Below are 26,826 nucleotides of genomic sequence, written 5' to 3'. Positions count from 1 at the left end.
CCGCCACCTGATATCCGACCGGTACGGTCGTGACCGAGGTCACTTGTTGCCGTCGATTACCGCCTCCATGACGGCCTTGGCGACGGGAGCGGCGAGCTTGCCGCCCGCGATGTCGCCACGCAGGGTGTCGGACCCCTCGATGACCACGGCGACGGCCACCGGGGTGCCCTTGTCGGTCTTGGCGTAGGAGATGAACCAGGCGTACGGGTTGTCCTTGTTGTCCTCACCGTGCTGCGCCGTACCGGTCTTGCCGCCGACCGTGACGCCCGGGATCTGCGCGGTGGTGCCGGTACCGGACTTGACGACCGTCTCCATCATGTCCTGCAGCTTCTGCGCGTTTTCCGGCTTCAGCGGCTCGCTGAGCTTCTCCGGCTGCGTCTGCTGGATGACGTTGAGGTTCGGCGCGACCAGCTTGTCGACCATGTACGGCTTCATCAGCGTGCCGCCGTTGGCGACGGCCGAGGCGACCATGGCCATCTGCAGCGGCGTGGCGCGGTTGGACGCCTGCCCGATGCCGGCCATGGCGTTCTGCGGCCGGTTGTCCTTGGGGTAGACGCTGGCGTCCGCGCGGACCGGGGTGAAGTGCTCCTTGTTGAAGCCGAACTGGTTGGCTTCCTCGATCATCTTCTTGTTGCCCAGGTCGGCGCTGATCTTGCCGAAGACGCTGTTGCAGGACACCCGCAGCGCCTCGCGCAGCGAGGCGTTCTCGCAGGGGAGGTTGCCCTCGTTGTTCAGCGGCTGGTGCGCGGTGTCCGGCAGGTAGTAGGGCAGCGGCGAGTTCGTCTTCGCGTCGATGTCCGTGTACAGGCCGTTCTCCAGCGCCGCGGCGGCGGTGACGACCTTGAAGGTCGAGCCGGGCGGGTAGGTCTGGCGCAGCGCCCGGTTCAGCATCGGCTCGTCGGGGTCGCTCTTCTTCAGCAGCCCGTTGTACGCCTTGGCGTCGTCGTCGCTCATGCCGGCGAAGCTGGACGGGTCGTAGGACGGCGCCGAGGACAGCGCGAGGATCGCGCCGGTCTCGGGGTTGATGGCCGCGACCGCGCCCTTCTTGCCCTTCAGGCCGTCGTACGCGGCCTTCTGCGCCTTCGGGTCCAGGGTCGTGACGACGTCACCGCCCTGCTGCTTCTCACCGGTGAACATGTCCACCGTGCGGCTGAAGAACAGCTTGTCGTCGGTGCCGGTGAGGACCGGGTCGTACAGCTTCTCCAGCTGGTTAGCGTCGAACGCCTGCGAGGCGTACCCGGTGACCGGCGCCCACATGGGGCCGTCCTTGTAGGTCCGCTTGTACTTGAAGTCGCCGCTGTCCGTGGTGGTCGAGCCGGTCACGGGCTTGTCGCCGACGATGATGTTGCCGCGCGGGATGCTGTACCGCTCGATGGCCACCCGGCGGTTGTGGGAATCGTTCTTGAGTTCGTCGGCCTGGACGAACTGCACCCAGTTGACGCGGATGAGCAGGGCGAGGACGAGCAGGCCGCAGAAGATCGCGACCCGGCGCAGGGGCTTGTTCACGGTCGGACCACCTGGGTCATCTCGGCGTCGGTGGAGGGAGCGGGGGCCGGGGCCGGGCGGCGCGCGGTGTCGCTGATCCGGAGCAGGATCGCGACCAGCGCCCAGTTGGCGATGACGGACGAACCGCCCTGCGCCAGGAACGGCATGGTCATACCGGTCAGCGGGATCAGCCCCGTGACACCGCCGGCGACGACGAAGACCTGCAGTGCGAACGCGCCGGACAGGCCGACGGCCAGCAGCTTGCCGAACGGGTCGCGGGCGGCCAGCGCCGTACGGATGCCGCGCTCGATCAGCAGGCCGTAGAGCAGCAGGATCGCCATGACGCCGGCCAGGCCCAGCTCCTCGCCGACAGTGGCGAGGATGTAGTCGCTCTTCGGCGCGATACCGCCGATGAGGCGGGAGTAGCCCTGCCCGAGACCGGACCCGAGGATGCCGCCGGAGCCGAAGGAGTACATCGCCTGGGCCGTCTCGGTGACACCCCCGTTCAGCAGCTCCAGGGGGTTCAGCCAGTTGTGCACACGGGTCTGCACGTGGGACTCGAAGGTGGCCACGGCGACCGCGCCGGCGCCGCTGAGCAGCAGACCGAAGACGATCCAGCTGGTCCGCTCCGTCGCGACGTACAGCATGATCACGAAGAGGCCGAAGAACAGCAGCGAGGTACCGAGGTCGGTCTCGAAGACCAGGATCATCAGGCTCAGCGCCCAGATGACCAGGATCGGGCCGAGGTCACGGCCGCGCGGCAGGTACAGGCCCATGAAGCGGCGGCTGGCCAGCGCCAGTGCGTCCCGCTTCACCATCAGGTACCCGGCGAAGAAGATCGCGATGATGATCTTGGCGAACTCGCCCGGCTGCAGCGAACCGACGCCCGGGATCGTGATCCAGATGCGGGCACCGAAGCGGGCCGGGAAGAACACCGGCAGGATCAGCAGGACCAGCGCCACCACCATCGAGATGTAGGTGTAGCGCTGCAGGACACGGTGGTCCTTGAGGAAGATCAGTACGCCCAGGAAGAGCGCGACGCCGAGCGTGGACCACATCAGCTGTCCCGGCGCCATCGCCCCGCCCAGCTGCGGCGTGGTGATCTGCGGCTCCTGGTCCAGGCGCCAGATGAACACCAGGCCCAGCCCGTTGAGCAGCGTGGAGACCGGGAGCATCAGCGGGTCCGCGTACGGGGCCCACTTCCGCACGACCAGGTGCGCGACACCCGCCAGCAGGCCGAGGCCCAGGGCGTAGCCGAGCACGCCGGCGGGGACCGTGTCCTCCTTGGCGAGCCCGACGTTGATGTAGGCGAACACCGGGATGATCACGGCGAAGACGAGCAGCGCCAGTTCGGTGTTCCGGCGGCTCGGGGCTCCGATCGTCCCGATGGTGGTGGTGTTGCTGGTACTGCTCATGAGATCAACGGCCCCCTACGCCCTCACTGCTGGGTGCTGCAATTCTTCTCCAGCCGCTGCTGCTCCACTGAGGGGGAGTTGCTGGTGGACGGCGTGGGAGTGGGGCTCGCGCTCTCCGTCGCGCTGCCCGGCCCGGCCGTGGAGCCCGGGGTGGCGGTGGCACTCGGCTTCGTACCGGCGGTGCCGCCGGCCCGGTTCTCGCTCTTCTTGCGGGCCGCCTCGCGCTCCGCGGCCTCCCGCTGCTGCAGGGACTTGCAGGCGCCGGCCTGCTTGCCGAGCTCGCCGACCTTGGCCAGTGCCTGGTTGTGGCTGTCGACCGCGATCGTGTCCTCGACCTGCTTGCGCTGGTAGGCGGGCAGGTACTTGAGTTCGATCTCGGGGTGGTCCTGGTCGATCTTGTTCATGGAGAACCACGCCAGGTCCTGGCTGATGCCCTGGTACAGGGCCACGTGCCCGTCCCTGGCACCCACGAAGTACTGCGACTGCGTCCAGCGGTAGCCCGCGTACAGTCCGCCGCCGACGACGGCCAGGCACAGCGCGACGATCAGCGTCGGCTTGAGCCACCGGCCGCGCCGCCGCGGCTGCGCGTAGTCCTCGTCCACGAACGCGCCGTACGCGCCCTGCGGCGGCACCGTCTCCGCGGCGCCGCTCCCGGGCGGGCCGAAGCCGCCGGCCGGCTGCGGGGGTACGTCGCCCCGCCCGCCGCGCCCCAGCTCGGCCGCGCGGCCCGCCGGGGTGTGCAGGGCACCGTCGTCGTACTGGTGCTGGTTCTCCGCGACCGCGCCCACGATCACCGGGGTGTCGTTCAGCTGCCCGGCGAGGGTGTCCGTGTCGTCGACGTTCAGTACGTCGGCCACGATGCAGGTGATGTTGTCCGGGCCGCCGCCGCGCAGCGCGAGCTGGATCAGCTCCTGCACGGTCTCGTGCGGGCCCTGGTAACTGGCGAGGGTGTCCTCCATCGTCTGGTGGCTCACCACCCCCGACAGCCCGTCCGAGCAGATCAGGTACCGGTCCCCGGCCCGCACCTCTCTGATGGAGAGGTCGGGCTCGACGTGGTCACCGCTGCCCAGCGCGCGCATCAGCAGCGACCGCTGCGGGTGCGTGGTGGCCTCTTCCTCGGTGATCCGGCCCTCGTCGACCAGCCGCTGGACCCACGTGTGGTCCTGCGTGATCTGCGTCAGCACGCCGTCGCGCAGCAGGTACGCGCGCGAGTCGCCGACGTGCACGAGGCCGAGCCGCTGACCGGTCCACAGCAGGGCGGTCAGGGTCGTGCCCATGCCCTCCAGCTGCGGGTCCTCCTCGACCATGACGCGCAACTGGTCGTTCGCGCGCTGCACGGCCGTGCCGAGCGAGGTGAGGATGTCCGAGCCGGGCACGTCGTCGTCGAGCTGGACGAGTGTGGAGATGACCTCGGAGGAGGCGACCTCGCCGGCGGCCTGGCCGCCCATGCCGTCGGCGATGGCGAGCAGGCGGGGGCCGGCGTATCCGGAGTCCTCGTTGCCTTCCCGGATCATGCCCTTGTGGGATCCCGCGGCGAAACGCAGTGACAGACTCATGCGCACCTCGCCCGTCGGCTCGGGGTACAGCCGGTCTCGCGCCACACTGCCCACCCTCCGGTCGGGAGCGCGCACGGGCCGGCCGAGAGGACCGCCGCGGCTCGCTCGCTCCGCTCGCTCATTGTCGTACTACTTCCGCAGCTCGATGACGGTCTTGCCGATGCGGATCGGGGCTCCCAGCGGGATCGGCGTCGGGGCCGTCAGCCGGGTCCGCTCGAGGTACGTGCCGTTCGTCGACCCGAGGTCCTCGACGATCCACTGGCCGTCACGGTCCGGGTAGATCCTGGCATGCCGGCTGGAGGCGTAGTCGTCGTCCAGCACGATCGTGGAGTCGTGTGCCCGGCCGAGGCTGATGGTCTGGCCCTGCAGGGCGACCGTCGTGCCCGTCAGGGTCCCTTCGGAGACCACCAGCTTGGTGGGAGCGCCGCGGCGCTGACGGCTGTTGCCGCCGCGGCCGCTCTCCTGGCGACGCTGCGCCTGCGGCGGTGCCGCCGTCTGCCGCTGTGCGCCTCGCTGCTCCTGGCCCCCGCGACGGGCGGCGCCGCGCTGCGTGACGCGCGTGCCGAACAGATCGCTGCGGATGACCTGTACGGCCACGATGACGAACAGCCACAGTACGGCGAGGAAACCCAACCGCATGACCGTGAGGGTCAGCTCTGACATTGCCCCCGCTTCACCCTTCGGCTTGCCGGTAAACGATGGTGGTGCTGCCCACGACGATCCGCGAGCCGTCGCGGAGCGTAGCGCGGGTGGTGTGCTGCCCGTCCACCACGATGCCGTTCGTCGACCCGAGATCCTGGATCGAGGAAGGCGATCCGGCCCGGATCTCGCAGTGTCGGCGCGAGACCCCCGGGTCGTCGATGCGCACATCGGCGTCGGTGCTGCGGCCGAGGACCAGCGTCGGACGCGAGATCTGGTGGCGGGTGCCGTTGATCTCGATCCAGCGCCGGGTCTGGGCCTGCGGCTGCGGGCCCGCAGAGGGGCGCGCGGCCGGCGGTGCACCGGGCGGCGGGGACGAGGGCATGGGGGGCGGGCCCACGTGTCCGCCGCCGGGCCGGCCGGCCCGGGCCGCGCCCGCACCCTGGGGTGCGGCGCCTCCCTGCTGCGACGTGCTGGCGGCGAGGGTACGGCTGCGCACGCGGTACAGGCCGGTGTCCAGGTCCTCGGCCTTCTCCAGGTGGACCTTGATGGCACCCATGAACGTGTAGCGCTGCTGCTTGGCGTAGTCCCGCACCATGCTGGACAGCTCGTCGCCGAGCTGTCCGCTGTAGGGGCTCAGGCGCTCGTAGTCCGGAGCGCTCAGTTCCACGATGAAGTCGTTCGGGACGACGGTCCGGTCGCGGTTCCAGATCGTGGCGTTGTTGTCGCACTCACGCTGGAGCGCGCCCGCGATCTCCACGGGCTGCACCTCGGACTTGAACACCTTGGCGAAGGTGCCGTTGACGAGGCCCTCGAGACGCTGCTCGAAGCGTTTCAGTACTCCCACGGGGCACCTCCTTCCTCAGTCTTCTTCAGGGTCGTCCCTGTACTGCTTACTGATCGTATCCACGCGTCGGGAAAACAGCTGGTTCCCCTTTCCCGCCTAGAGGACGAGTGTCGCCTCTCACAAGGTTGCCCACGCTCGCCGTCCGATGCTGACTGCGATCGTAGATGCGGCCGCACGACAGTGTCCCGCAACTGCCGAGCTCCCCGGGCGGGCGGGGCCGTTGAGGACGCGGGCGGTGCACGGATGGACCTTCCCCGCGGGCGCCGTACTGACGCGGCGGGGAGGATTGGATGTCCGCCACGGGGCCGGGCGGGTGACGGCCCGGCGGACGGCACGGCGGACGGCACGGCTGACGGGTCCATGACCTGCGGCGCGGTGGCCTGCGGAGAACGGGTTCGAAGGCACCCCCGACAGCGTGCTAATGTTTTCCATGTCGAAAGGCGCTCCCGCCGAAGACCCGGACCGAACGGCCCGGATCGCAGGTGAGAGAATCGAACGACAACACCCATGCGCGGGTGGCGGAATAGGCAGACGCGCTGGATTCAGGTTCCAGTGCCCGAAAGGGCGTGGGGGTTCAACTCCCCCCTCGCGCACAGCGGACCCCCGGTCCCGGAGAGATCCGGACCGGGGGTTTTTCGTTGTCCGAAACCGCGGCGGGGGGGGGGGGGGGGGGGGGGGGGGCCCCCCCCCCCCCCGCCGGCACCCCCCCCCGGCCCCCGGCCCGGGCGCCCCGCCGGGGGGGGGGGCCCCCCCCCCGGGGCGCCCGGGGGGGGGGGGGGGGCCCCCCCCCCCCCCCCCCCCCCCGCCGTAAGGCTCGGTCCCGGCTTCCGTCCGGCTCAGGCGGCGACGCGCTCCGCCAGCTCCTTCGCCTTGGTGACCGCCTCCTGCTGAGCCTTCTCGCGGGACGCCTCGAAGAGCGGGATCAGCTCGGCCATCGCCGGGTTCGCCGGCGCCATCGTCAGCTCCGGCACGATGAAGTCCACCTCGAAGCCGAACGCGCCGGTGAGCACGGACTCCAGGTAGTTCCGCACGTACTCGAAGTCCTCGCGCGGGGTGCCCGGCTCGTACGAACCGCCGCGGCTGGCGACGACGACGGCCGGGGTGCCCTTGGCGGACGCGTTCTCGCCCGCGGTGCGGCCCATGATGATCGCCTGGTCCAGCCACGCCTTCAGGGTCGAGGGGATCGTGAAGTTGTACATCGGCGCGGCGATCACGATCGCGTCCGCCTGCTCGATCTCCTCGGCGAGCTTCGTGCGGACCGCGAAGGCGGCCTGCTGCTCCGGGGTGTGCGTGGCGGGGTCGCTGAAGCCGGCCGAGGCGGCGACGCCGTCGAGGTGCGGCAGCGGCTCGGCCGCCAGGTCGCGGTAAATGACCGTGCCGCCGGGGTGCTGCTCCTCCCAGGTCTTGCGGAAGGCGGCGGTCACGGCACGGGAGGCGGAGACGCCCTCGGGCGAGACGGACGAGTCGATGAGCAGCAGCGTGGCCATGGTGAGCTCCTTAGTGGAAAACCGTATGCACCTATGGATACCACAGTCACTTACTTTTTTATAGCCCCCTACCGGAAAGCAGTACCCTGGTCCCATGGCGGATCACGGCGGAGAGGCATGCAAGCAGGTCGACAGCGGCATGACGCGCGTCTTCGGGCTGCTCGGGAAGCGCTGGACAGGGCTGATCGTGGCCACCCTGATGGCGGGCCCGGTGCACTTCGCCGACCTGCGGCGGGCGATCCCCGGCATCAGTGAGCGGATGCTCTCCGACCGGCTCGGGGAGCTGGGCTCGGCGGGCCTGGTGGTCCGCGAGGTCGACGCGGGCCCGCCGCTGCGGGTGGCGTACCGGCTCTCCCGGGCCGGCCTCGCTCTGGAGCCGGCGCTCAAGGAGCTCGCGCGCTGGGCGGAGACGTATCTGGCGGACGGGGGGCAGTGTCCGGAGCGGTTCCGGGACTGAGTCAGCCGAGGCGCTGCTGGGCCTCGTTGTAGCGCAGCAGGTACGAGGCGAAGCGCTCCAGGTCCGCGTCGTCCCAGTCGGCGAGCCGGGCGGTGAACGCCTGGCGGCGCTGCGCGCCGGCGCTGGCGAGCACCTGCGCGCCGAGCTCGGTGGGGTGCAGTACCTGGACGCGGTGGTCGTCCGGGTCGACGCGGCGCTCGACGAATCCCAGCCGTTCCAGTGCGGAGATCTGCCGGCTGACCGTGGACTTGTCCAGCAGATAATGTGCGGCGAGATCGGTGGCGCGGCAGCCCTTCTGGTCCTCCAGGTGGGCGAGGAGGGTGTACGAGACGAGCGAGAGCTCGGGGTGCATCCGGGCCGCGGTGGCGCGGGCGCGACGCGCGAAAGCGGTCAGCTCCTGCTGGATGATGCCGACGGAGTCGTCTCGCTGAGCCACGGGCACTGCCTTTCTTCCTGCTGGTTGCATAATACAACCTTAGTTCTCCCGGTTCTTGCGGCGCTTTCCGCCGGGCGGGCGCGGAGCGGTGGGATGGTGGTGCCCCGCCTCCACCCCGAAGGGAATCCGAGATGGACACGGTGCGGCTCCCCCACGTCAGCGGTTTCGCCCGGCGTGGTGACGACGGGCCGGGGCCGAAGGCCGCCGGCAAGGCGCTGCGGGAGACCGTTCCGCGGTCCGCGCACAGTGAGCCGGCCTTCGGGGCAGGCCGCCCAGGCGCCGTGGCGGCGGTGGAGGAGTCCAACGCCGGCCGGCTGCCGGAGCTCATACCGATACGGGTCGGCCGGATGGCGGCCTCGCCGTTCGCGTTCCTGCGCGGTTCGGCCGGACTGATGGCGTACGACCTGATGACCACCCCCGTCACCGGCGTCGCGGCCCAGATCTGCGGTGACGCGCACGCCGCGAACTTCGGCCTGTACGCCGACGCCCGCGGCCGGCTCGTCATCGACCTGAACGACTTCGACGACACCTTGCGCGGGCCGTGGGAGTGGGACCTGAAACGGCTCGCGGCCTCGCTTGTCCTGGCGGGCCGCGAGGGCGGCGCCGGCGAGGACGTCTGCCGGGAGGCGGCGCGGGACGCGGCGCGCGCGTACCGCCGCACGATGCGGCTGCTGGCGCGGATGCCCGCGGCGGAGGCGTGGCACGCCATCGTGGACGAGGACCTGGTCTCGCACGCCGACGCGCGGGACCTGGTGGGGACGCTGGAACGCGTGATGGACAAGGCGCGCAGGAACACCAGCGCGCGCTTCGCCGCGAAGGCGACCGAGGCGGTACCGGACGACGGTGGTGCGGCACCGGGCGGCGGGCAGGCCGGTGTACGGCGGCGGTTCGTCGACGCGCCGCCCGTGCTGCGGCGGGTGCCGGACGCGGAGGCCGCCGCGGTGGTGTCGGCGCTCGCCGGGTACCTGCGGACGCTGCCCGACGACCGGCTGCCGCTGCTGTCCAGGTACGCGGTGCACGACGTGGCCTTCCGCATCGTCGGGACGGGCAGCGTGGGCCTGCGGTCGTATGTCGTCCTGCTGCTGGACCACCTGGGGGAGCCGCTGGTGCTGCAGGTGAAGGAGGCGCGTGCGTCCGCGCTCGCGCCGTATGTGGGGAAGGCCGGGTTCGAGGTGGTGCCCGTGGAGCACGAGGCGCGCCGGGTGGTGCTCGGCCAGAAGCGGATGCAGGTCGTGAGCGACCTGCTGCTGGGGTGGACGACGGTGTACGGCGCGGAGGCCGCGGCGGGCGGGCGCCGGGAGGGGCTGCCCTTCCAGGTGCGGCAGTTCCGCAACCGCAAGGGCAGCGTGGACCCGGCGGCACTGCCGGCGGACCAGCTGGACGACTACGCGCGGATGACCGGTGCGCTGCTGGCCAGGGCCCATGCGCACAGCGCCGATCCGCAGGTGGTCGCCGGGTACTGCGGTAAGAACGAGGTGCTGGACGAGGCGCTGGCCTCGTTCGCGGTGGCCTACGCGGACCGTACGGAGGCCGATCACGAGGAGCTGGTCAGGGCCGTGCGCAGCGGGCGGCTGGCCGCGGAGCCGGGAGTCTGAGCCGGGCCGTAGGGTGGCCGGGTGACGAACTCGCAAGCGCAGAACGGGCAGGACGGCCAGGAAGCCGCGGGAGGTGCGGGACCGGAGGATCCGGCGGCCGGCGGCTCCGGCGGGGGTGCGGCGGGCGGCACCGCCCGGCTGGCCCAGGCCGTGCGGGCCGCCGAGCAGGCACTGATCGAGTTCGAGATCGCGGTGGAGACCTTCCGGGTGGAGGTGGAGAACTTCTCGCGCCTGCACCACCAGCGGCTCGGGCCGATGTACTCGCGGCTGGACGAGCTGGACGCGCAGATCGCGGAGGCCGTCGCGGCACGGTCGGGCGACCCGGAGGACGTGCGCAGGGCGCAGGAGCTCCGTGCCGCGGTGCTGCCGATGCCGGGCGTGGAGGAGCTGTTCCACGGCTGGATGGGTTCCGAGGGGCTGTGGCCCGAGGCGCAGGCCATGCTGACGGACCAGTCGGTGCGCCCGCCGCAGAAGGTGCGGCCGAGCGAGGAGGCCCGCAAGGTCTTCCGGGACCTGGTGCGCAAGGCGCATCCGGACCTGGCGCAGGACGACGCGGAGCGGGAGCGCCGGGACGCGTTCATCTCGCGGGTCAACGCCGCGTACGCGGTCGGTGACGAGGCGGCGCTGCGGGAGCTGGCGGCGGAGTGGGAGGCCGGTCCGGTGCCGCGGGAGCGGCAGCTGAGCGAGAGCGAGGAGCTGTACGCGCGGCTGGAGTGGCTGGCCACCCGCAAGGAGATGCTGACGGCGGTCGCCGCGGAGCTGGAGGAGAGCGCGATCGGCCAGATGCTCAAGATGGCGCCGGAGGACCCGGACGCGCTGCTGGAGCAGATCGCCGAGAAGCTGCTGGCCGATGTGGCGGAGCGCGAGGAGCGGCTGGCTCAGCTCGTGGCCCGCTAGGCGCGGGCGGCGTGCGGGGAGGCCGGTCGGGTAGCGTCGGGGTCATGCATTTTGGTTCTGTGCCCACGGTCGGTGTCGACGCGCTCACGCCGGCGGATTTCCTGCTGGACGTGCGTGAGGACGACGAGTGGGAGGCCGGGCACGCCGAGGGTGCCCTGCACATCCCGATGAGTGATTTCGTCGCGCGCTACGCCGAGCTGACGGAGAAGGCGCCCGAGGGCGGCAAGGTCTACGTACTGTGCCGGGTCGGCGGCCGTTCGGCGCAGGTCACGCAGTACCTGGTCCAGCAGGGCGTCGACGCGGTGAACGTCGAGGGCGGCATGCAGTCCTGGGAGGCCGCCGGGCGCCCGGTGGTCACCGATCAGGGCGGAGCGGGCACGGTCATCTGACCGCCGGCCTCAGGGCCTGTGTCTCAACCTTTTCGCGGCGGCGCTCTGTTTCACGTGAAACGTGAAGCGGGGCGCCGCCGTTGTGCGGTTCGGCTGCTCGGTCGGCACCGCCGTTGTCCGGCGGCGCGCCGGCCTCGCCGTTGTCCGGCCGGTGCTCACCCCAGCGCGTGAGCGGCCAACAGGTCGCCCAGTGCCTCCTCATGGGCCGCGGCCGGGCCGAGTGCGAGTTCCAGCTGCTTGGCCCAGGCGTGGTAGCGGTGCAGCGGGTAGTCGGTGTCGGCACCGAATCCGCCGTGGAGGTGCTGCGCGGTCTGTACGACGCGCCGTACGCCCTCCGCTGCCCAGATCTTGGCCACGGCGACGTCTCCGGCCGGGGGCAGGGCGCCGGGCGCGCCGGTGCCGAGGCGCCACGCGGCCTGCCACAGGGTGGCCTCCATGGCCCGCAGGTCGATGTACCGGTCGGCGGCCTGCACGGCGACGGCCTGGAACGTGGCAACCGGGTGCCCGAACTGTTCGCGGGTGCCGGTGTATTCGGCCGTCATGGCGAGGACCCGCTCGCCGAGCCCGAGCGCCTGGGCGCAGGTGCCGATGGTGAGGAGCTGCCGCAGCCGTTCCCAGGCGGCGGGGTCGGTGATCACCTCGCGGGCGGTGAGCCGTACGGCGTCCAGCCGGACCTCGGCGTACCGCTCTCCGGTGGTGGAGACCTGCTCGGCGAGGGCGACGCCGGGGTGGTCGCGGGGGACGAGGGCGAGGACGGCGCTGCCGTCGCGGGTGTGCGCCGGGAGGAGGACGCGGTCCGCGCTGTGGGCCCAGGGCACGGCACTGTGGGTGCCGTCCAGCGTCCAGTGCGCGTCCGCCCCGTCCCCCTCGTCCTCCTCGCGCGCCTCGACAGTCAGTTCGGCCGGGTCGTGTCCGGTGCGTCCGGCGGAGGCGACCGTGACGATCAGCTCGCCGCGGCCGATGCGGGGCAGCGTCTCCTCGCGCAGCGCGGCGTCGGCGTAGGTCTGCAGGGCGAGTGCCGCGGCGCCGGTCTCCAGCAGCGGTACCCGGGCGAGGACCTTGCCGGCTTCGCGCAGAACGAGGCAGAGCGCGACGGGGTCGAGGCCGGCACCGCCGTACGCGGGGTCGATCACCAGGCCGAGCAGGTCGGCGTCGGCCAGCGTGCGCCACAGGCCGCGGTCGATGTCGTCGGCGACGGCTCCGGTGGTGAGGGCGGGTGACGGGACGGCGTCGGGGGCCGTTCCGGAGAAGACGGCCCCGGCCGCCTCGGCGGCCGCTTCCTGTTCCTCGGTGAAGGTGAAGTCCACTGGCTGTCCTTCCGCGCGCACCGTTGGGGGCTGCAAGGTAGAACAGGTTGCAGGAATTGGGAATGGCGGCGCACGGCCGAGGTGGTCCCGAGGTGGTGCGGACGACGGTCCGGAAGGTGTCGAGGCTGTGCACAACCGGGGGATCGCTGTCGCTGCGCACGTGGCCTGGGTACGGTTCCGTGGCGGGATGGAGCCGCACAGGACCGGGGAACGGGGCAGGAATGCAGTCATACGCGGACGAAACGCGACCACCAGCGGAGTCACCCGCCACGGAGTCGCCCGCCACCGCGCTCTCCCTGCCTTCGCGGATCGTGGTGGCGACCGCGGCAGGCGGCATCGCGATCGCCGCCCTGGTCCACCTCGCGATGATGTTTCTGCACGTTGCCCCGTCCAACACGGTCACCAAGGCGCACGGTGCGGCGGTCAGCGACTACGTCTACCCGGAATACGAACAGAACTGGAAGCTGTTCGCTCCCAACCCGCTGCAGCAGAACATCTCCGTACAAGTACGGGCGGAAATACGCCCCGGCGACGGCGGCAGCGCCCGGACGACCGGCTGGACCGACCTGACCGCGCTCGACGGCCGGGCCATCCACCACAACTTCCTCCCCAGCCACACGCAGCAGAACGAACTGCGCCGCGGCTGGGAGTCGTTCGTCGGCTCGCACGACGCGCAGAACCGCCCGAACGGCACCCGCGGTGAGCTGACCGAACGCTATCTGCGGCGGATCGCGATGGGCCGCCTCGGCGCGGAGTGGATGGCGCACGGGGGCACGGTCGGCCGGATGCAGTTCCGGTCGGTGACGACGCCCGTCGGGCCGCCGCCGTGGAGCAGCGAGAAGATCAGCGACAAGCCCGTGTACCGGGTGCTGCCCTGGTGGCCGGTCACCGTCGACGACGTGCCCGAGGGGGCGAGCAACCAGTGACCACGCACTCCACCGAGCCTCGGCACGGGACCGACACCGGCGGCGCCGACGCGCAGGACGCGCAGAACGGGCAGGACTACGTCGTGCAGGACACCTGGATAGAGCGCGCGGTCGGCCGCGGGTTCGCCCGTGTCACGGCCGGTCCGATGGCCCCGTACCAGACCGCCGTGATCCGTATCGGCTTCGCCGCGACCTGGCTGTTCTTCCTGCTGCGCGAGTGGCCCAACCGACACGAGCTGTACGGTCCGGACGGCGTCTGGAGCGTGGACATGGCCCGCCGGCTCCTCGGGAGCAACGGCGCGTTCTCCGTCCTGGTCTGGTCCGACGGCCGCGGCTGGTTCGAGTTCGTGTACGCGCTGGCCATGATCTCCAGCGCGCTGCTGATGCTCGGCTGGCGCACCCGCACCATGTCCGTGCTGTTCATGATCGGCGTGCTGTCGCTGCAGAACCGCAGCGTCTTCCTCGGCGACGGCGGCGACAACGTCATCCACCTGATGTCGATGTACCTGGTCCTGACCCGCTGCGGGCAGGTCTGGTCGCTGGACGCCCGGCGCGCGCGGCGGACGGCGGCGGCCGGTACCGGCGGGACGCCGGGCCGGGACGTGACCGGCGTCCTCCTGTGGTCCGTCCTCGGACTGGTCCTCGCCCTCGCCCAGCTGCTCGGGCTGTACGGGCTGGAGTGGACGGCCAACGGGCCGTTCCCGTACGTGGGCTGGGGCCTGGCGCTGTGGGGGCTGTGGCTGGCGCACGGCGCGTGGTGGTGGGCGCGGCGCTACGCGCCGGGAGAGCCCCGCACGGTCCTGAACACCCTCGCCGACCTCGCGCACAACGGCGCGCTGCTGGTCATCATGGTGGAGGTCTGCCTGATCTACGCCACGGCCGGCTGGTACAAGATCCAGGGCAACCGCTGGCAGGACGGCACCGCCGTCTTCTACCCGATGCACCTGGACTACTTCTCGCCGTGGCCCGAGCTGTCGGCGCTGCTCGCGGGCAGCGGGCTGCTGGTCATGCTGGTCACCTACGGCACGGTGATCGTGCAGGTCGCCTTCCCCTTCACGGTCTTCAACCGGCGCGTGAAGAACGTCCTGCTGGTGGCGATGATCCTCGAGCACCTGTCCATCGCGGTGCTGCTCGGGCTGCCCTTCTTCTCGCTCGCGATGGTGGCGGCGGACGCGGTCTTCCTGCCGACGAACTTCCTGCGGTGGCTCGGTGGCCGGGTGGCGGCCGCACGCGACCGGCTGCTCCCGGGCGCCGCGCGACCGGCGTCGGGCGGTGCGTCGGGCGGTGCGTCGGGCGGTGCGGTCGACGGTGCGTCGGGCGGGGCGGTCGACGGTGCGTCCGGCGGGGCGGCCGGAACCGCTGGGGACGAGGAGAAGCCGGCGGCTGGGCCGGGGGCTCGTACGCACGAGTCCGGCGGTGGCCATACGCTCGTGGGGTGAGCAGCGAGAAAACCGCCCCCGGCAGCGGTACGGACAGCACCGGCGGCGGTCAGGACAGCACCGGCGGCAGCCCAGAGGGCCGCGGACGGCGCACCACCGGCCCGGACGGCCCCGGCCACCGCACCACCGGCCCGGCGACGATCCTCCCCGACGAGTCCGCCCGGACCGCCGAGCCCGTCCAGTACGACGAGGGCTTCGCGACCGTGGTCGGCGTGGGGCCGCACCCGGAGCCCTGGCCGCAGGACGAGCGGTACGACCCCGAGCTGCTCGCGCACGGTGACCGGCGCAACGTCGTCGATCAGTACCGCTACTGGACCCGCGAGGCGATCGTCGCCGACCTGGACACCCGCCGTCACGACTTCCACGTGGCCGTGGAGAACTGGGGCCACGACTTCAACATCGGCTCGGTCGTCCGCACCGCCAACGCCTTCCTGGCCAAGGAGATCCACATCGTCGGCCGGCGGCGCTGGAACCGGCGGGGCGCGATGGTGACCGACCGCTACCAGCACGTGCGCCATCACCCCGACACCGCGGACCTCACCGCCTGGGCGGCCGCCGAGGAGCTGCCGATCATCGGGATCGACAACCTCCCCGGCGCCGTCCCGCTGGAGACCACGGAACTGCCGCGGCGGTGCGTGCTGCTCTTCGGGCAGGAGGGGCCGGGGCTGACCGAGGAGGCCCGGGCGCACGCCTCGATGGTCTGCTCGATCGCGCAGTTCGGCTCGACCCGCTCGATCAACGCGGGGGCGGCCGCCGCCATCGCCATGCACGCCTGGATCGCCCGCCACGCCCGCATCGAGCCGCCCGCCTAGGCGCTCAGGCGCTCACGCCTGGCGTCGCACCTCCACCGTCCGGAACCGGTTGGCCACGAACGCCGCGTCGCACAGCGCCGCGTTCGCCGCGGGATTGCCGCCGGAGCCGTGGAAGTCGGAGAACGCCGCGGTCTGGTTGACGTACACCCCGCCCGTGAGGTTCAGCGAGAGCTGGGCGCACTCCTCCAGGCAGGCGTCCTCGACCAGGCGCTCCACCTCCGGCGAGGTGGTGTACGCGCCGACGGTCATCGCGCCCTTGTCGCGCAGCGTGCGGCGCAGCAGCTCCACGCCCTCCGGCGTGGAGTCCACGGCCACGGCGAAGGAGACCGGGCCGAAGCACTCCGAGAGGAAGGGCGGCTCGGCGTCCGCCGCCTCCCACCGCTTCCGCTCGCCGTCGGCCTTGACCATCACCGGCGTACGGACCGTGGCGCCGGGGAAGTCGGGGTGGGTCACTTCGCGGGAGGCCAGCGCGACCTCGCCGAGCTCGGGGGCTGCCGTTATACGCCCGGCCACCTGCGGGTTCACGATCGCGCCCAGCAGTGCGTTGGCGCGCGCGTCGTCGCCGAGCAGGCCCTGGACGGCGCCCGCGAGGTCGCCGACCACCTCGTCGTACGTCTTCGGGCCGGCGTCCGTGCTGATGCCGTCCCGGGGGATGAGGAGGTTCTGCGGGGTGGTGCACATCTGGCCGCTGTAGAGGGACAGCGAGAACGCCAGGTTGCCCAGCATGCCCTTGTAGTCGTCCGTCGAGTCGATGACGACGGTGTTGACGCCGGCCTTTTCCGTGTACACCTGCGCCTGGCGGGCGTTCTCCTCCAGCCAGTCGCCGAAGGCAGTGGAGCCGGTGTAGTCGATGATGCGCACTTCGGGGCGGAGCGCGAGGATCTTGGCGAGGCCCTCGTCGGGGCGGTCCACGGCGAGCGCGACCAGATTCGGGTCGAAGCCGGCCTCGGCGAGCACCTCGCGCGCGACGCGGACGGTGAGGGCCAGCGGCAGGACGGCCCGCGGATGCGGCTTGACCAGCACGGGATTGCCGGTGGCCAGGGAGGCGAAGAGGCCCGGGTAACCATTCCACGTCGGGAAGGTGTTGCAGCCGATCATCAGGGCGACGCCGCGGGGGACGGCCTGGAAGGTCTTGCTGAGCTCCAGCGGGTCGCGCTTGCCCTGGGGCTTGGACCAGGGGGCCTCGCCGGGCGTGCGGGTCTGCTCCGCGAAGGCGTACGCCACCGCCTCCAGGCCGCGGTCCTGGGCGTGCGGCCCGCCGGCCTGGAACGCCATCATGAACGCCTGGCCGCTCGTGTGCATCACCGCGTGCGCGAACTCGTGGGTGCGGGCGTTGATCCTGGCGAGGATCTCCAGGCAGACCGCGGCGCGGACCTCGGGCCCGGCGTCGCGCCAGGCCGGGATCGCGGCGCGCATGACCGGCAGCAGGACGTCGGGGTCGGGGTGCGGATAGGTGATGCCCAGCTCGATGCCGTACGGCGAGATCTCCCCGCCGGTCCAGCCGTCGGTGCCGGGCTGGTCCAGCTCGAAGCGGGTGCCGCGGAGGGCCTCGAAGGCGGCCTTGCCCTCGGGCGCGGCGTCCTCGCCGTACGCCTTGGGGTGCTCCGCGTGCGGGGACCAGTACGCCCGGCTGCGGATGGTCTCCAGCGCCCGGTCGAGCGTGGAGCGGTGCTTCTCGATCAACTGCGTGGTGGTCGGGTCGGCGGCCATCGGGGACCAACTCCTCGTCGATCGGGGCTGGGAGTGCACGGGCATCGGGAGCTAGGGCGCGTCTTTCGGGTCACGCCGGGGCCGCGACTCCCCCAGCTACCGCTGGGAGGTGCCCCCAGCACGGCACCTCGCGGCGTTGTCGCATTGCCCACGTACAACCCGGTACGAGGGCAACGCTCCGCCTTGCGATTCACCGCACCAGACGCCGCGACCTGATCCGGGCCGACCCAAAAGACACGCCCTAGAGTAACCGAACGATCGGTCGGGGCAAGAGGGCTTGGAAAGCCTGTGGAAAACTCCGTCGGAGCGCCGGTCGTCGCAGTGGGGTGCGTGGGGCGCGAGCCCGCTCCGTGCCCGCCCGCCGCCGGCCCCGTCCCGCTCCCTGGTCCGCTGTGCGGCCCCGTCCGGAAAGCTGCTGTAATCATGACCATGGCCAAGCGCGACACCTACACGCCCGATTCGCTGCTCGCGGTCGCCGTCGAGGTGTTCAACGAGCGCGGTTACGACGGCACGTCCATGGAGCACCTCTCCAAGGCGGCCGGCATCTCCAAGTCCTCCATCTACCACCACGTGCGCAGCAAGGAAGAGCTGCTGCGGCGGGCGATAAGCAGGGCGCTGGACGGCCTCTTCGGGGTCCTCCAGGAGCCGGGCGCGACCGAGGGCCGCGCGATCGAGCGGCTGGAGTACGTGACCCGGCGCGAGGTCGAGGTGCTGATCGCGGAGCTGCCGTACGTGACGCTGCTGCTGCGGGTGCGGGGCAACACCGACACCGAGCGGTGGGCCATGGAGCGCCGCCGCGACTTCGACAACGAGGTCGCCGAGCTGCTGAAGGCGGCGGCCGCCGAGGGCGACCTGCGCCCGGACGCCGACATCCGGCTGGCCACGAGGCTGCTCTTCGGCATGATCAATTCGATCGTGGAGTGGTACCGGCCGGGCCGCGGCGGCTCGGCGAGCGCCGAGGAAGTCGCCGACGCCGTGGTCCGTACGGCCTTCGCGGGCCTGCGCAGCGAAGGCTGACGCCGACGGGCCCGTGCGGGCCACGCCGCGTCACGCTCACCCCTCCGGTTCGAGGTCGGTCTCCTCGAAGACCAGCAGCGTGCGGGTGCTCAGTACTTCCGGTATCGACTGGATGCGGGTGAGGACCAGCTCCCGCAGCGCCCTGTTGTCCTTCGTGTGGACCAGCAGCAGGACGTCGAAGTCCCCGCTGACCAGGGCGATGTGCGCGGCGCCCGGGAGCGCCTGGAGCGCTTCGCGCACCGTGCGCCAGGAGTTCTGCACGATCTTCAGCGTGATGTACGCCGACGCGCCCTGACCCGCCCGCTCCTGGTCCACCCGGGCGCTGAAACCACGGATGACGCCGTCGTCCAGCAGGCGGTTTATCCGGGCGTACGCATTGGCCCGTGAGATGTGCACGCGGTCGGCCACGGACCGTATCGACGCGCGGCCGTCGGTCTGCAGCATGCGCAGGATGTCGCGGTCGACGGCGTCCAGTGGGCGGACGGGGTGTCGTCCGGCGGGATTGACCATCTGTTCGTCCGGCATGCCGTCCTGTCTCCCCTTCTTGGACGTCCTGACTCCATTCCAGGCTGTGCAGAACCGATTGTCCACAGGCTCGGCCCGCCTGTAGCCAAAATGTGTCGGCAACCGAACAATCGGTAGGGAGGAGTCCGGCCCACCGGCCGGTCCCCCGCACCCGCAGTTTTCCCTTCAGTCGCCCGTCACCACCCCGCACGCGGCGCGCAGCGCCACCCCTTCCACCGAGGAGGTGCCCCTCATGACGGTTCTCCAGCAGCCGGGCAGCAGCAGGCATGGCAGCACCGCGACCAGCGACCGGCCGGCCCCGCCGCCCGCCTGGCGGCCCCGCGTCGACCCCGGGCCCCTCCTGCCCGACGCGGAGCCGTACCGCCTGCTCGGCACGGACGCGGCGCGCGGGCTGGACGACGGCCTGCTCAAGCGGCTGTACGCGCAGCTGGTCAGCGGCCGCCGGTACAACACCCAGGCCACCGCGCTCACCCGCCAGGGCCGGCTCGCCGTGTACCCCTCCTCCACCGGCCAGGAGGCGTGCCAGGTGGCCGCCGCGCTCGTCCTGGAGGAGCGCGACTGGCTCTTCCCCAGTTACCGCGACACCCTCGCCGCCGTCGCCCGCGGCCTGGACCCCGTGCAGGCCCTCACCCTTTTGCGCGGCGACTGGCACACGGGGTACGACCCGCGGGAGCACCGCGTGGCGCCGCTGTGCACCCCGCTCGCCACCCAGCTGCCGCACGCGGTGGGCCTCGCGCACGCCGCCCGGCTCAAGGGCGACGACGTCGTCGCGCTCGCCATGGTCGGCGATGGCGGCACGAGCGAGGGCGACTTCCACGAGGCGCTGAACTTCGCGGCCGTATGGCAGGCACCCGTCGTCTTCCTGGTGCAGAACAACGGCTTCGCGATCTCCGTCCCGCTCGCCAAGCAGACGGCCGCCCCCTCGCTCGCCCACAAGGCGGTGGGATACGGCATGCCCGGGCGGCTGGTGGACGGGAACGACGCGCCCGCGGTGCACGAAGTGCTCGGCGAGGCAGTGGCGCGAGCGCGCCGCGGCGGCGGCCCCACGCTGGTCGAGGCCGTGACGTACCGCCTGGAGGCGCACACCAACGCCGACGACGCCACCCGCTACCGCAGCGACTCCGAGGTCGAGACCTGGCGCGGCCACGACCCGATCGCCCTGCTGGAGCGCGAGCTGGCGGAGCGGGACCTGCTGACGCCCGCGTACGTGAGCGCCACGAAGGACGCGGCGGAGGAGATGGCCGGCGCGCTGCGCGAGCGGATGAACGCGGACCCGGCGCTGGACCCGATGGACCTCTTCGACCACGTGTACGCCGCGCAGACCAGCCAACTGCGCGAGCAGGCGGACCTGTTGCGGGCTGAGATCGCAGCGGAAGGGGAGCACTGATGAGCACCGCAGTCGCCGCCGGGAGCACGACCGCGACCGAGCGCAGGCCCGCCACGATGGCGCAGGCCCTCACCAGGGCGCTGCGCGACGCCATGGCCGAGGACCCCACCGTCCATGTGATGGGCGAGGACGTCGGGCAGCTCGGCGGCGTCTTCCGGATCACCGACGGCCTCGCCAAGGAGTTCGGCGAGGACCGCTGCACCGACACCCCGCTCGCCGAGGCCGGCATCCTCGGCACGGCGGTCGGCATGGCGATGTACGGCCTGCGGCCCGTGGTGGAGATGCAGTTCGACGCGTTCGCCTACCCCGCGTTCGAGCAGCTCGTCAGCCACGTGGCGCGGATGCGGAACAGGACGCGGGGCGCGCTCCCGATGCCGCTGACGATCCGCATCCCGTACGGCGGCGGGATCGGCGGCGTGGAGCACCACAGCGACTCCTCCGAGGCGTACTACATGGCCACGCCGGGGCTGCAGGTGCTCGCCCCGGCGACCGTCGCCGACGCGTACGGCATGCTGCGGGCCGCGATCGCCTCCGACGACCCGGTGGTCTTCCTGGAGCCCAAGCGGCTGTACTGGTCCAAGGCGGACTGGTCCCCCGAGGAGCCGGCCCCCGTCGCGCCCATAGGCCGTGCGGAGATCCGCCGCCCCGGGAGCAGCGCGACGCTCATCACGTACGGGCCGTCGCTGCCGGTGTGCCTGGAGGCGGCCGAGGCGGCGCGCGAGGAGGGCTGGGACCTGGAGGTGCTGGACCTGCGCTCCCTGGTGCCGTTCGACGACGAGACGGTGTGCGCGTCGGTGCGGCGCACGGGGCGCGCGGTCGTCGTCCACGAGTCCACCGGCTTCGGCGGTCCCGGAGGGGAGATCGCCGCCCGGATCACCGAGCGCTGCTTCCACCACCTGGAGGCGCCCGTGCTGCGGGTGGCCGGCTTCGACATTCCGTATCCGCCGCCGATGCTGGAGCGGCACCACCTGCCCGGCGTCGACCGGGTGCTGGACGCCGTGGCGCGCCTGCAGTGGGAGTCCGACTGGACCGAGGGCGGCACCGAGGGGAGTGGCAGCTGATGGCGGAGGTACGCGAGTTCCCGCTGCCCGACCTGGGCGAGGGGCTGACCGAGGCGACCATCGTGCGCTGGCTGGTCGAGGTGGGCGAGGTGGTCGCCGTCGACCAGCCGGTGGTGGAGGTCGAGACGGCCAAGGCGATGGTCGAGGTGCCGTGCCCGTACGGCGGCGTCGTCACGGCCCGGATGGGCGAGGAGGGCGACGAACTGCCGGTCGGCGCACCGTTGGTGACGGTGGCGGTGGGGGCGTCGCCGGACGCCGGTCAGGGCCCCGGGACCGACCGCGCCAAGGAGGCCGAGGGCTCGGGGAACGTACTGGTCGGGTACGGCACGAGCGCCCCGGCGGGGCGCCGGCGGCGCGTACGGCAGGGGGACGCGGGACGTGCGGGCCGTACGAGCGGCGCGGGCGGTCCGGCAGGCCCGGTGGGCACGGCGGCAGCCGGGCAGGTGGCGGCCCGGGAGGCGGCCGTCCCCGAGGCGGCAGTCCCCGAGGCACCGCAGGACGTCAGCGGGGCGGCGCCCGTGCCGGTGATCTCGCCGCTGGTGCGGCGGCTGGCGCGGGAGCACGGCGTGGACCTGCGCACGGTACGGGGGAGCGGCCCGGAGGGGCTGATCCTGCGGTCCGACGTCGAGCACGCGCTGCGCGGCGGGAAGCAGGCTCCGGCCGTCGCTGCCGAGGCCCCGGCGGGAGCCGGAGCCGTGACCCCGGCAGGGGCCGAGCGGGTGCCGCTGAAGGGGATGCGGGGCGCGGCGGCGGAGAAGTTCGCCCGCAGCCGGCGGGAGATCCCGGACGCGACCTGCTGGGTGGACGCGGACGCGACGGAGCTGCTGGCCGTCCGCCGCGCCATGAACGCGGGGCGCGGCGAGAAGGTGTCGCTGCTCGCGCTGCTGGCCCGGATCTGTACGGCGGCCCTCGCGCGGTATCCGGAGCTGAACTCCACCGTCGACACGGCGACGCACGAGATCGTCCGGCTGCCGGAGGTGCACCTGGGGTTCGCGGCGCAGACCGACCGCGGGCTGATCGTGCCGGTCGTACGGGACGCGCACGCCCGTACGGTCGAGGGGCTCTCCGCCGAGATGGCGCGGCTCACCGAGACGGCGCGCGCGGGACGGCTCACGCCCGCCGAGCTGTCGCACGGCACGTTCACGCTCAACAACTACGGCGTCTTCGGCGTCGACGGCTCCACGCCGATCATCAACCACCCCGAGGCCGCGATGCTCGGCGTCGGCCGGATAGCCGCCAAGCCCTGGGTGCACGAAGGGGAGTTGGCCGTGCGGCAGGTCGTGCAGCTCTCGCTCACCTTCGACCACCGGGTGTGCGACGGCGGCACGGCGGGCGGCTTCCTGCGCTTCGTGGCGGACTGCGTGGAATCGCCGGCGGTCCTGTTGCGGGGGCTGTGAGAGACGAAAACCACGCTCACGAACACCGGTACGGAGGGGGTGTCGATCGCCGGGTGCCGGTGATACTCGGGGGGTGACGAGCGACTACGACACCATCGTGCTGGCCGGGGGCGCGGCGCGTCGGCTCGGCGGCGCGGACAAGCCGGCCCTCGCGGTCGGCGGCCGGTCCCTGCTGGACCGGGTGCTCGCCGCCTGCCCCGGTGCGGCGCGCACCGTGGTGGTCGGGCCCGAGCGGCCGACCGCGCGCCCCGTGGTGACGACGCGCGAGGACCCGCCCGGGGCCGGGCCGGTCGCGGCGCTGGACGCGGGCCTGCGGCACACCACGGCCGACACGGTCCTCGTCCTCTCCGCCGACCTGCCCTTTCTCACCACCGGGACGGTGGACGCGCTGCTGGCGGCGGGAGCGGGGCCGGGCCCCGGGGAGCCGCCCGGCGAGGCTGACGGGGCTCCGGCGGACGGCGCGCTGCTGGTCGACGGCGACGGGCGGGATCAGCCGCTCGTGGCGGCGTACAGGGCCGCGGCGCTGCGCCGCGCCCTCGAAACGCTGCGGGCCGCGCGCGGCGGGCTCGACGGGCTGCCGCTGCGTGCCCTGCTCGCCGAACTGACGCTGCGGCGGGTCCGGGACGACACGGCGGCGGCCTCGTTCGACTGCGACACCTGGGAGGCCCTCAGCGCGGCGCGCGCCCGGATCAGGGAGCATGGACACGTGTTGGACGAATGGATCACCGCAGTCAAGGCCGAACTGGGCATCGAGCTCGATGTCGACACGGCCGTCCTCCTCGACCTGGCGCGGGACGCGGCGCACGGCGTGGCCCGGCCGGCCGCGCCGCTGACGACCTTCCTCGTCGGTTACGCGGCCGCCCAGCAGGGCCTCGACGTGGCGGAGGTCAGCAGGCGCGCCGCGGCGCTGGCGAACCGCTGGGCCGCGGAAGCCGAAGCCGCGAAGGCCGAAGCCGCGGACGCCGGAGAAGCCGGGGAAGCGAAGGAATGATGCCCGGTCTTACGGGAGACCCCGGCGAATTCGACGACGCCCTCGCCATCGCCAACGCGGGGCGGGCCCGGGCGGCGGACGCCGCGCCTCGGACACCGGACGCGGCGCCTCGGACACCCGACGCGGCGCCTCGGGCGGCGGACACCGCGCCTCGAGGCGCGGAGCACCGTGCTCCTGAGCGCTCGTCCGAACGCACGTGGATGGACCCGTGGCACGCCCCCTGGGGCAACGGCCGCCACGCAACCGGGCCGGAGGCGGCCGCGGCCCGTACCCCGGAGCCGCAGCCGGAGCAGGAACCGCAGCCGGGCCCGGAAGGCCCCGGCTCCCCGGATTTCCCGGCCGCCGCCGCACCGCAGCCCGGCCGTCCGGCCCACCCCCAGAGCTCCGCCAACCCCGACCCCGCCCCCGCGGCCGCCTCCCGCACCGCACCACCCCACCGCCACAGCGCCCACACCCCCTGGCACGACGCCCGGGCGGCCGCGGCCGGTGCCGTGGACGGGCCGCTGGAGGCAGCCGCCGTGCCGCTCGGCCCCGAGGCGCTGGGCCGGGTGCTCGCCGGGGCGCTCACGGCCCTCACGGACCTGCCCTCGTTCGACACCTCGGCGATGGACGGCTGGGCCGTCTCCGGGCCGGGTCCCTGGCGCGTGACCGCCCCCAGCACTCTCGCCCCCGCCGCGACCGCCGGCATCCTCGCCGGTCAGGGCCCCGCCCGGCCGCTGCCCGACGGGCACGCGATCCGGATCGCCACCGGGGCGCGGATACCGCCGGGGGCGTCGGCCGTACTCCGTTCCGAGCACGGCGAGGTCGCCGAACAGCCCGATGGCGGCGCGCTGTTGTCCGCACCCGGCGGCGCGACGCCCGGGCAGGACATCCGGCCGCGCGGCCAGGAGTGCCGCAACGGCGATCAACTGCTGCCGCCCGGCACGCCGGTAACCCCGGCCGTGCTCGGCCTCGCCGCCGCCGCGGGCTACGACGAGCTGTGGACGTACCGCCGCCCGGTGGTGGAAATCCTGGTCCTGGGCGACGAGTTGCTGCACAGCGGCCTGCCGCAGGAGGGCCGCATCCGGGACGCGCTCGGCCCGATGCTCGCGCCCTGGCTGCACGCGCTGGGCGCGGAGACCATCGGCCCGCGTCATCTCGCGGACGACGAGGGCGTGTTGTACGAGGCCATCGCCTCCTCGACGGCGGACGTGGTGATCACGACCGGCGGCACGGCCGCGGGCCCGGTCGACCATGTGCACCCCACGCTGCGGCGCCTCGGGGCCGAACTGCTGGTGGACGGCGTACAGGTACGCCCCGGCCACCCGATGCTGCTCGCCCGGCTCGACCCGGCGGACGGCAGCGCCCCGCGCGGCCGGGCCGCCAAGCGCACCAAGCGCACCGCCCGTACCCCGCGCACCCCCCGGCACCTGGTCGGCCTCCCCGGCAATCCGCTCGCCGCGGTCTCGGGGCTGCTGACGCTCGCCGAACCGCTGCTCGGTACGCTCTCGGGCCGTCCGCGCTCCGAGCCCCGCCGGGTCCGCCTCGCCGACGGCGTGCAGGGGCACCCGCACGACACCCGGCTGGTCCCCGTGGTCTGCCGTACGGACGAGAAGGGGGGCGTCGTGGCGCGTCCCCTGCACTTCAACGGTCCGGCCATGCTGCGCGGCATCGCCGCCGCCGACGCGCTGGCCGTGATCCCGCCGGGCGGTGCCGCCGAGGGCGAGCCGGCCGTGCTCCTCGGCCTCCCCTGGTCCCCCGCCGCCACGAACCCGATCACCGCCGTCACGACCCCGGACACCGGTGCCACCGGAGGCCGCGCGTGAAGCTCCCCATGCAGGACGCCGCGGCACACGAGCGGCTCCCCGAAGACGTCTCGCACCGGGTCCAGTTGCCCCGCCGGGCGCCCGCCGCACCGCTGCGGCAGGTGGTCCGCCGGCTCGTCATGGCGCTGATAGTGCTGGTGCTGACGGTCCTCATCGTCTGGGTGGACCGCGACGAGTACCACGACAACGCCAATGGCAAGGTCGACTTCCTCGACTGCGTCTACTACGCGACCGTCACGCTCTCCACGACCGGGTACGGCGACATCGTGCCGTACGGAGACTCCGCACGGCTGCTGAACATCCTGCTCATCACGCCACTCCGCGTCCTGTTCCTGATCATTCTGGTCGGCACCACCCTCGAGGTCCTCACCGAGCGGACCCGTGAACAGTGGCGGCTGAACCGCTGGAGGACCGCCTTGCGCGACCACACCGTCATCGTCGGCTTCGGTACGAAGGGCCGGTCGGCCGTGCAGACGCTGCGGGCCACGGGCGCGAGCCGGGACCGCATCGTCATCGTGGACCCGAGCCCCAAGGTGATCGACGCGGCCGTCGCCGAGGGCTTCGCGGGTGTACTGGGCGATGCCACGCGCAGCGACGTACTGCTGCGCGCGGAGGTCCAGCGCGCCCGCCAGATCATCATCGCCACGCAGCGCGACGACACCGCGGTTCTGGTGTCCCTCACCGCCCGTCAGCTCAACAAGAAGGCCACGATCGTGGCGGCGGTGCGGGAGGAGGAGAACGCGCCGCTGCTGCGGCAGTCCGGCGCCGACTCCGTGATCACCTCGGCGAGCGCGGCGGGCCGGCTGCTGGGCCTGTCGGTGCACAGCCCGAGCGCGAGCACGGTCATGGAGGACCTGATCCAGCAGGGCAGCGGGCTGGACCTGATCGAGCGCCCGGTGGTGAAGTCGGAGGTCGGCAAGTCGGTACGCGACACCGGTGACCTGGTCGTCTCCGTACTGCGCGGCCACCGGCTGCTGGCGTACGACGACCCGGCGGCGAGCCCGCTGCAGCACGCCGACCGGCTGATCACGATCGTCCGCGCGGTGCCGAAGGAGGAGCCGGCGGAGCTGGGCCGCCCGGCCGCACAGGGCCTGCCGGGCTCCGGCGTCCAGCCGATGCGCCGGGCCGACGAGAAGGACCGGGTCATCCGCCGCGCGGACGAACAGGACCTCGGGGAGTAGCGCACACGCACGGCTGTTTCACGTGGAACAGCGCACACGCGGGGCTGTTTCACGTGAAACGCGGA

The 26,826-nt window shown here is 72.6% G+C and carries 24 protein-coding genes and 1 tRNA gene; 15 read left to right on the top strand and 10 right to left on the bottom strand.

Annotation, left to right across the window (positions count from 1 at the left end; genetic code table 11):
- Positions 1 to 39: 39 nt before the first annotated feature.
- The 5 genes from ACIGXO_RS15895 to ACIGXO_RS15875 form a co-directional block, all read right to left on the bottom strand.
- Positions 40 to 1,506: a peptidoglycan D,D-transpeptidase FtsI family protein gene (locus ACIGXO_RS15895; protein ID WP_399786131.1), complete on the bottom strand. Its 1,467-nt coding sequence runs from the start codon at positions 1,504 to 1,506 to the stop codon at positions 40 to 42.
- A complete protein-coding gene (locus tag ACIGXO_RS15890) occupies positions 1,503 to 2,900 on the bottom strand; it encodes an FtsW/RodA/SpoVE family cell cycle protein (RefSeq protein WP_030259357.1) in 1,398 nt (465 codons plus the stop codon). The genes ACIGXO_RS15895 and ACIGXO_RS15890 overlap by 4 nt, the downstream gene beginning before the upstream one ends.
- A gap of 23 nt (positions 2,901 to 2,923) precedes the next feature.
- Positions 2,924 to 4,456, bottom strand: coding sequence for a PP2C family protein-serine/threonine phosphatase (locus tag ACIGXO_RS15885; protein ID WP_399786127.1), 1,533 nt, complete (start codon positions 4,454 to 4,456; stop codon positions 2,924 to 2,926).
- A gap of 129 nt (positions 4,457 to 4,585) precedes the next feature.
- Positions 4,586 to 5,119, bottom strand: a complete 534-nt coding sequence (locus ACIGXO_RS15880; RefSeq protein ID WP_399786125.1) for an FHA domain-containing protein — start codon at positions 5,117 to 5,119, stop codon at positions 4,586 to 4,588.
- A 10-nt stretch (positions 5,120 to 5,129) separates the two neighbouring features.
- Positions 5,130 to 5,942: an FhaA domain-containing protein gene (locus ACIGXO_RS15875; RefSeq protein ID WP_399786122.1), complete on the bottom strand. Its 813-nt coding sequence runs from the start codon at positions 5,940 to 5,942 to the stop codon at positions 5,130 to 5,132.
- 509 nt (positions 5,943 to 6,451) lie between these two features.
- On the opposite strand from ACIGXO_RS15875, the gene ACIGXO_RS15870 reads away from it, so the two are divergent.
- Positions 6,452 to 6,535 (top strand) — tRNA-Leu (locus ACIGXO_RS15870).
- A 243-nt stretch (positions 6,536 to 6,778) separates the two neighbouring features.
- On the opposite strand, the gene ACIGXO_RS15865 is transcribed toward ACIGXO_RS15870, so the two are convergent.
- Entirely contained in the window at positions 6,779 to 7,429 is a 651-nt protein-coding gene (locus ACIGXO_RS15865) for an FMN-dependent NADH-azoreductase (RefSeq protein ID WP_399786119.1), read from the bottom strand.
- Positions 7,430 to 7,523: 94 nt separating this feature from the next.
- Here ACIGXO_RS15865 and ACIGXO_RS15860 point away from each other — a divergent pair, with 94 nt between their 5' ends.
- Entirely contained in the window at positions 7,524 to 7,886 is a 363-nt protein-coding gene (locus ACIGXO_RS15860; protein WP_031050084.1) for a helix-turn-helix domain-containing protein, read from the top strand.
- 1 nt (position 7,887) lies between these two features.
- Here ACIGXO_RS15860 and ACIGXO_RS15855 read toward each other — a convergent pair whose 3' ends face one another.
- Positions 7,888 to 8,322 (bottom strand): MarR family winged helix-turn-helix transcriptional regulator, encoded by a 435-nt coding sequence (locus tag ACIGXO_RS15855; protein WP_399786114.1) that lies wholly within the window; start codon positions 8,320 to 8,322, stop codon positions 7,888 to 7,890.
- A gap of 131 nt (positions 8,323 to 8,453) precedes the next feature.
- Between ACIGXO_RS15855 and ACIGXO_RS15850 the strand changes: the two genes are divergently transcribed.
- From ACIGXO_RS15850 to ACIGXO_RS15840, 3 genes are read left to right on the top strand one after another with little or no spacing between them, the layout of a single operon-like run.
- The gene (locus ACIGXO_RS15850; RefSeq protein ID WP_399786111.1) at positions 8,454 to 9,917 is read left to right on the top strand and encodes a DUF2252 domain-containing protein; all 1,464 of its coding nucleotides are present in this window, start codon (positions 8,454 to 8,456) and stop codon (positions 9,915 to 9,917) included.
- Between the two features lie 21 nt (positions 9,918 to 9,938).
- Positions 9,939 to 10,814, top strand: coding sequence for a hypothetical protein (locus ACIGXO_RS15845; RefSeq protein WP_399786108.1), 876 nt, complete (start codon positions 9,939 to 9,941; stop codon positions 10,812 to 10,814).
- 44 nt (positions 10,815 to 10,858) lie between these two features.
- The gene (locus ACIGXO_RS15840; protein WP_399786105.1) at positions 10,859 to 11,203 is read left to right on the top strand and encodes a rhodanese-like domain-containing protein; all 345 of its coding nucleotides are present in this window, start codon (positions 10,859 to 10,861) and stop codon (positions 11,201 to 11,203) included.
- A gap of 155 nt (positions 11,204 to 11,358) precedes the next feature.
- Here the strand turns inward: ACIGXO_RS15840 and ACIGXO_RS15835 are convergent, their stop codons facing one another.
- Complete coding sequence (locus tag ACIGXO_RS15835; protein WP_399786102.1) at positions 11,359 to 12,510, bottom strand: acyl-CoA dehydrogenase family protein; 1,152 nt, start codon at positions 12,508 to 12,510, stop codon at positions 11,359 to 11,361.
- A 221-nt stretch (positions 12,511 to 12,731) separates the two neighbouring features.
- On the opposite strand from ACIGXO_RS15835, the gene ACIGXO_RS15830 reads away from it, so the two are divergent.
- The 3 genes from ACIGXO_RS15830 (at position 12,732) to ACIGXO_RS15820 (ending at position 15,687) form a co-directional block, all read left to right on the top strand.
- Positions 12,732 to 13,436, top strand: a complete 705-nt coding sequence (locus tag ACIGXO_RS15830) for a DUF5819 family protein (protein WP_399786099.1) — start codon at positions 12,732 to 12,734, stop codon at positions 13,434 to 13,436.
- 146 nt (positions 13,437 to 13,582) lie between these two features.
- Positions 13,583 to 14,875, top strand: coding sequence for an HTTM domain-containing protein (locus ACIGXO_RS15825; RefSeq protein ID WP_399787089.1), 1,293 nt, complete (start codon positions 13,583 to 13,585; stop codon positions 14,873 to 14,875).
- Between the two features lie 140 nt (positions 14,876 to 15,015).
- Positions 15,016 to 15,687 (top strand): TrmH family RNA methyltransferase, encoded by a 672-nt coding sequence (locus tag ACIGXO_RS15820; RefSeq protein ID WP_399787087.1) that lies wholly within the window; start codon positions 15,016 to 15,018, stop codon positions 15,685 to 15,687.
- Between the two features lie 12 nt (positions 15,688 to 15,699).
- Here ACIGXO_RS15820 and paaN read toward each other — a convergent pair whose 3' ends face one another.
- Positions 15,700 to 17,397: a phenylacetic acid degradation protein PaaN gene (gene paaN, locus ACIGXO_RS15815; protein WP_399786097.1), complete on the bottom strand. Its 1,698-nt coding sequence runs from the start codon at positions 17,395 to 17,397 to the stop codon at positions 15,700 to 15,702.
- Positions 17,398 to 17,820: 423 nt separating this feature from the next.
- On the opposite strand from paaN, the gene ACIGXO_RS15810 reads away from it, so the two are divergent.
- Complete coding sequence (locus ACIGXO_RS15810) at positions 17,821 to 18,414, top strand: TetR/AcrR family transcriptional regulator (RefSeq protein ID WP_399786094.1); 594 nt, start codon at positions 17,821 to 17,823, stop codon at positions 18,412 to 18,414.
- A gap of 36 nt (positions 18,415 to 18,450) precedes the next feature.
- Here ACIGXO_RS15810 and ACIGXO_RS15805 read toward each other — a convergent pair whose 3' ends face one another.
- Complete coding sequence (locus ACIGXO_RS15805; protein ID WP_031050119.1) at positions 18,451 to 18,939, bottom strand: Lrp/AsnC family transcriptional regulator; 489 nt, start codon at positions 18,937 to 18,939, stop codon at positions 18,451 to 18,453.
- Between the two features lie 232 nt (positions 18,940 to 19,171).
- Here ACIGXO_RS15805 and pdhA point away from each other — a divergent pair, with 232 nt between their 5' ends.
- The 6 genes from pdhA to ACIGXO_RS15775 all read left to right on the top strand — a co-directional run bounded on the left by pdhA (position 19,172) and on the right by ACIGXO_RS15775 (position 26,761).
- Positions 19,172 to 20,326: a pyruvate dehydrogenase (acetyl-transferring) E1 component subunit alpha gene (pdhA, locus tag ACIGXO_RS15800; RefSeq protein ID WP_399786090.1), complete on the top strand. Its 1,155-nt coding sequence runs from the start codon at positions 19,172 to 19,174 to the stop codon at positions 20,324 to 20,326.
- Entirely contained in the window at positions 20,326 to 21,387 is a 1,062-nt protein-coding gene (locus tag ACIGXO_RS15795; RefSeq protein WP_399786087.1) for an alpha-ketoacid dehydrogenase subunit beta, read from the top strand. Before pdhA ends, ACIGXO_RS15795 begins: the two co-directional genes overlap by 1 nt.
- Entirely contained in the window at positions 21,387 to 22,784 is a 1,398-nt protein-coding gene (locus ACIGXO_RS15790; RefSeq protein WP_399786085.1) for a dihydrolipoamide acetyltransferase family protein, read from the top strand. Before ACIGXO_RS15795 ends, ACIGXO_RS15790 begins: the two co-directional genes overlap by 1 nt.
- A gap of 73 nt (positions 22,785 to 22,857) precedes the next feature.
- The gene (locus tag ACIGXO_RS15785) at positions 22,858 to 23,775 is read left to right on the top strand and encodes an NTP transferase domain-containing protein (protein WP_399786081.1); all 918 of its coding nucleotides are present in this window, start codon (positions 22,858 to 22,860) and stop codon (positions 23,773 to 23,775) included.
- 200 nt (positions 23,776 to 23,975) lie between these two features.
- Positions 23,976 to 25,580 carry a molybdopterin molybdotransferase MoeA gene (locus ACIGXO_RS15780; RefSeq protein WP_399786078.1) on the top strand — a complete coding sequence of 535 codons (1,605 nt, stop codon included), beginning with the start codon at positions 23,976 to 23,978 and terminating at the stop codon, positions 25,578 to 25,580.
- The gene (locus ACIGXO_RS15775; protein ID WP_399786076.1) at positions 25,577 to 26,761 is read left to right on the top strand and encodes a potassium channel family protein; all 1,185 of its coding nucleotides are present in this window, start codon (positions 25,577 to 25,579) and stop codon (positions 26,759 to 26,761) included. The genes ACIGXO_RS15780 and ACIGXO_RS15775 overlap by 4 nt, the downstream gene beginning before the upstream one ends.
- Positions 26,762 to 26,826 lie beyond the last annotated feature (65 nt).

The organism is Streptomyces sp. NPDC053542, from assembly GCF_044544685.1.
Classification (GTDB): Bacteria; Actinomycetota; Actinomycetes; order Streptomycetales; family Streptomycetaceae; genus Streptomyces.
Note: the sequence above shows the minus strand (reverse complement) of the source record. Positions and strands in the feature narration are given on the sequence as shown.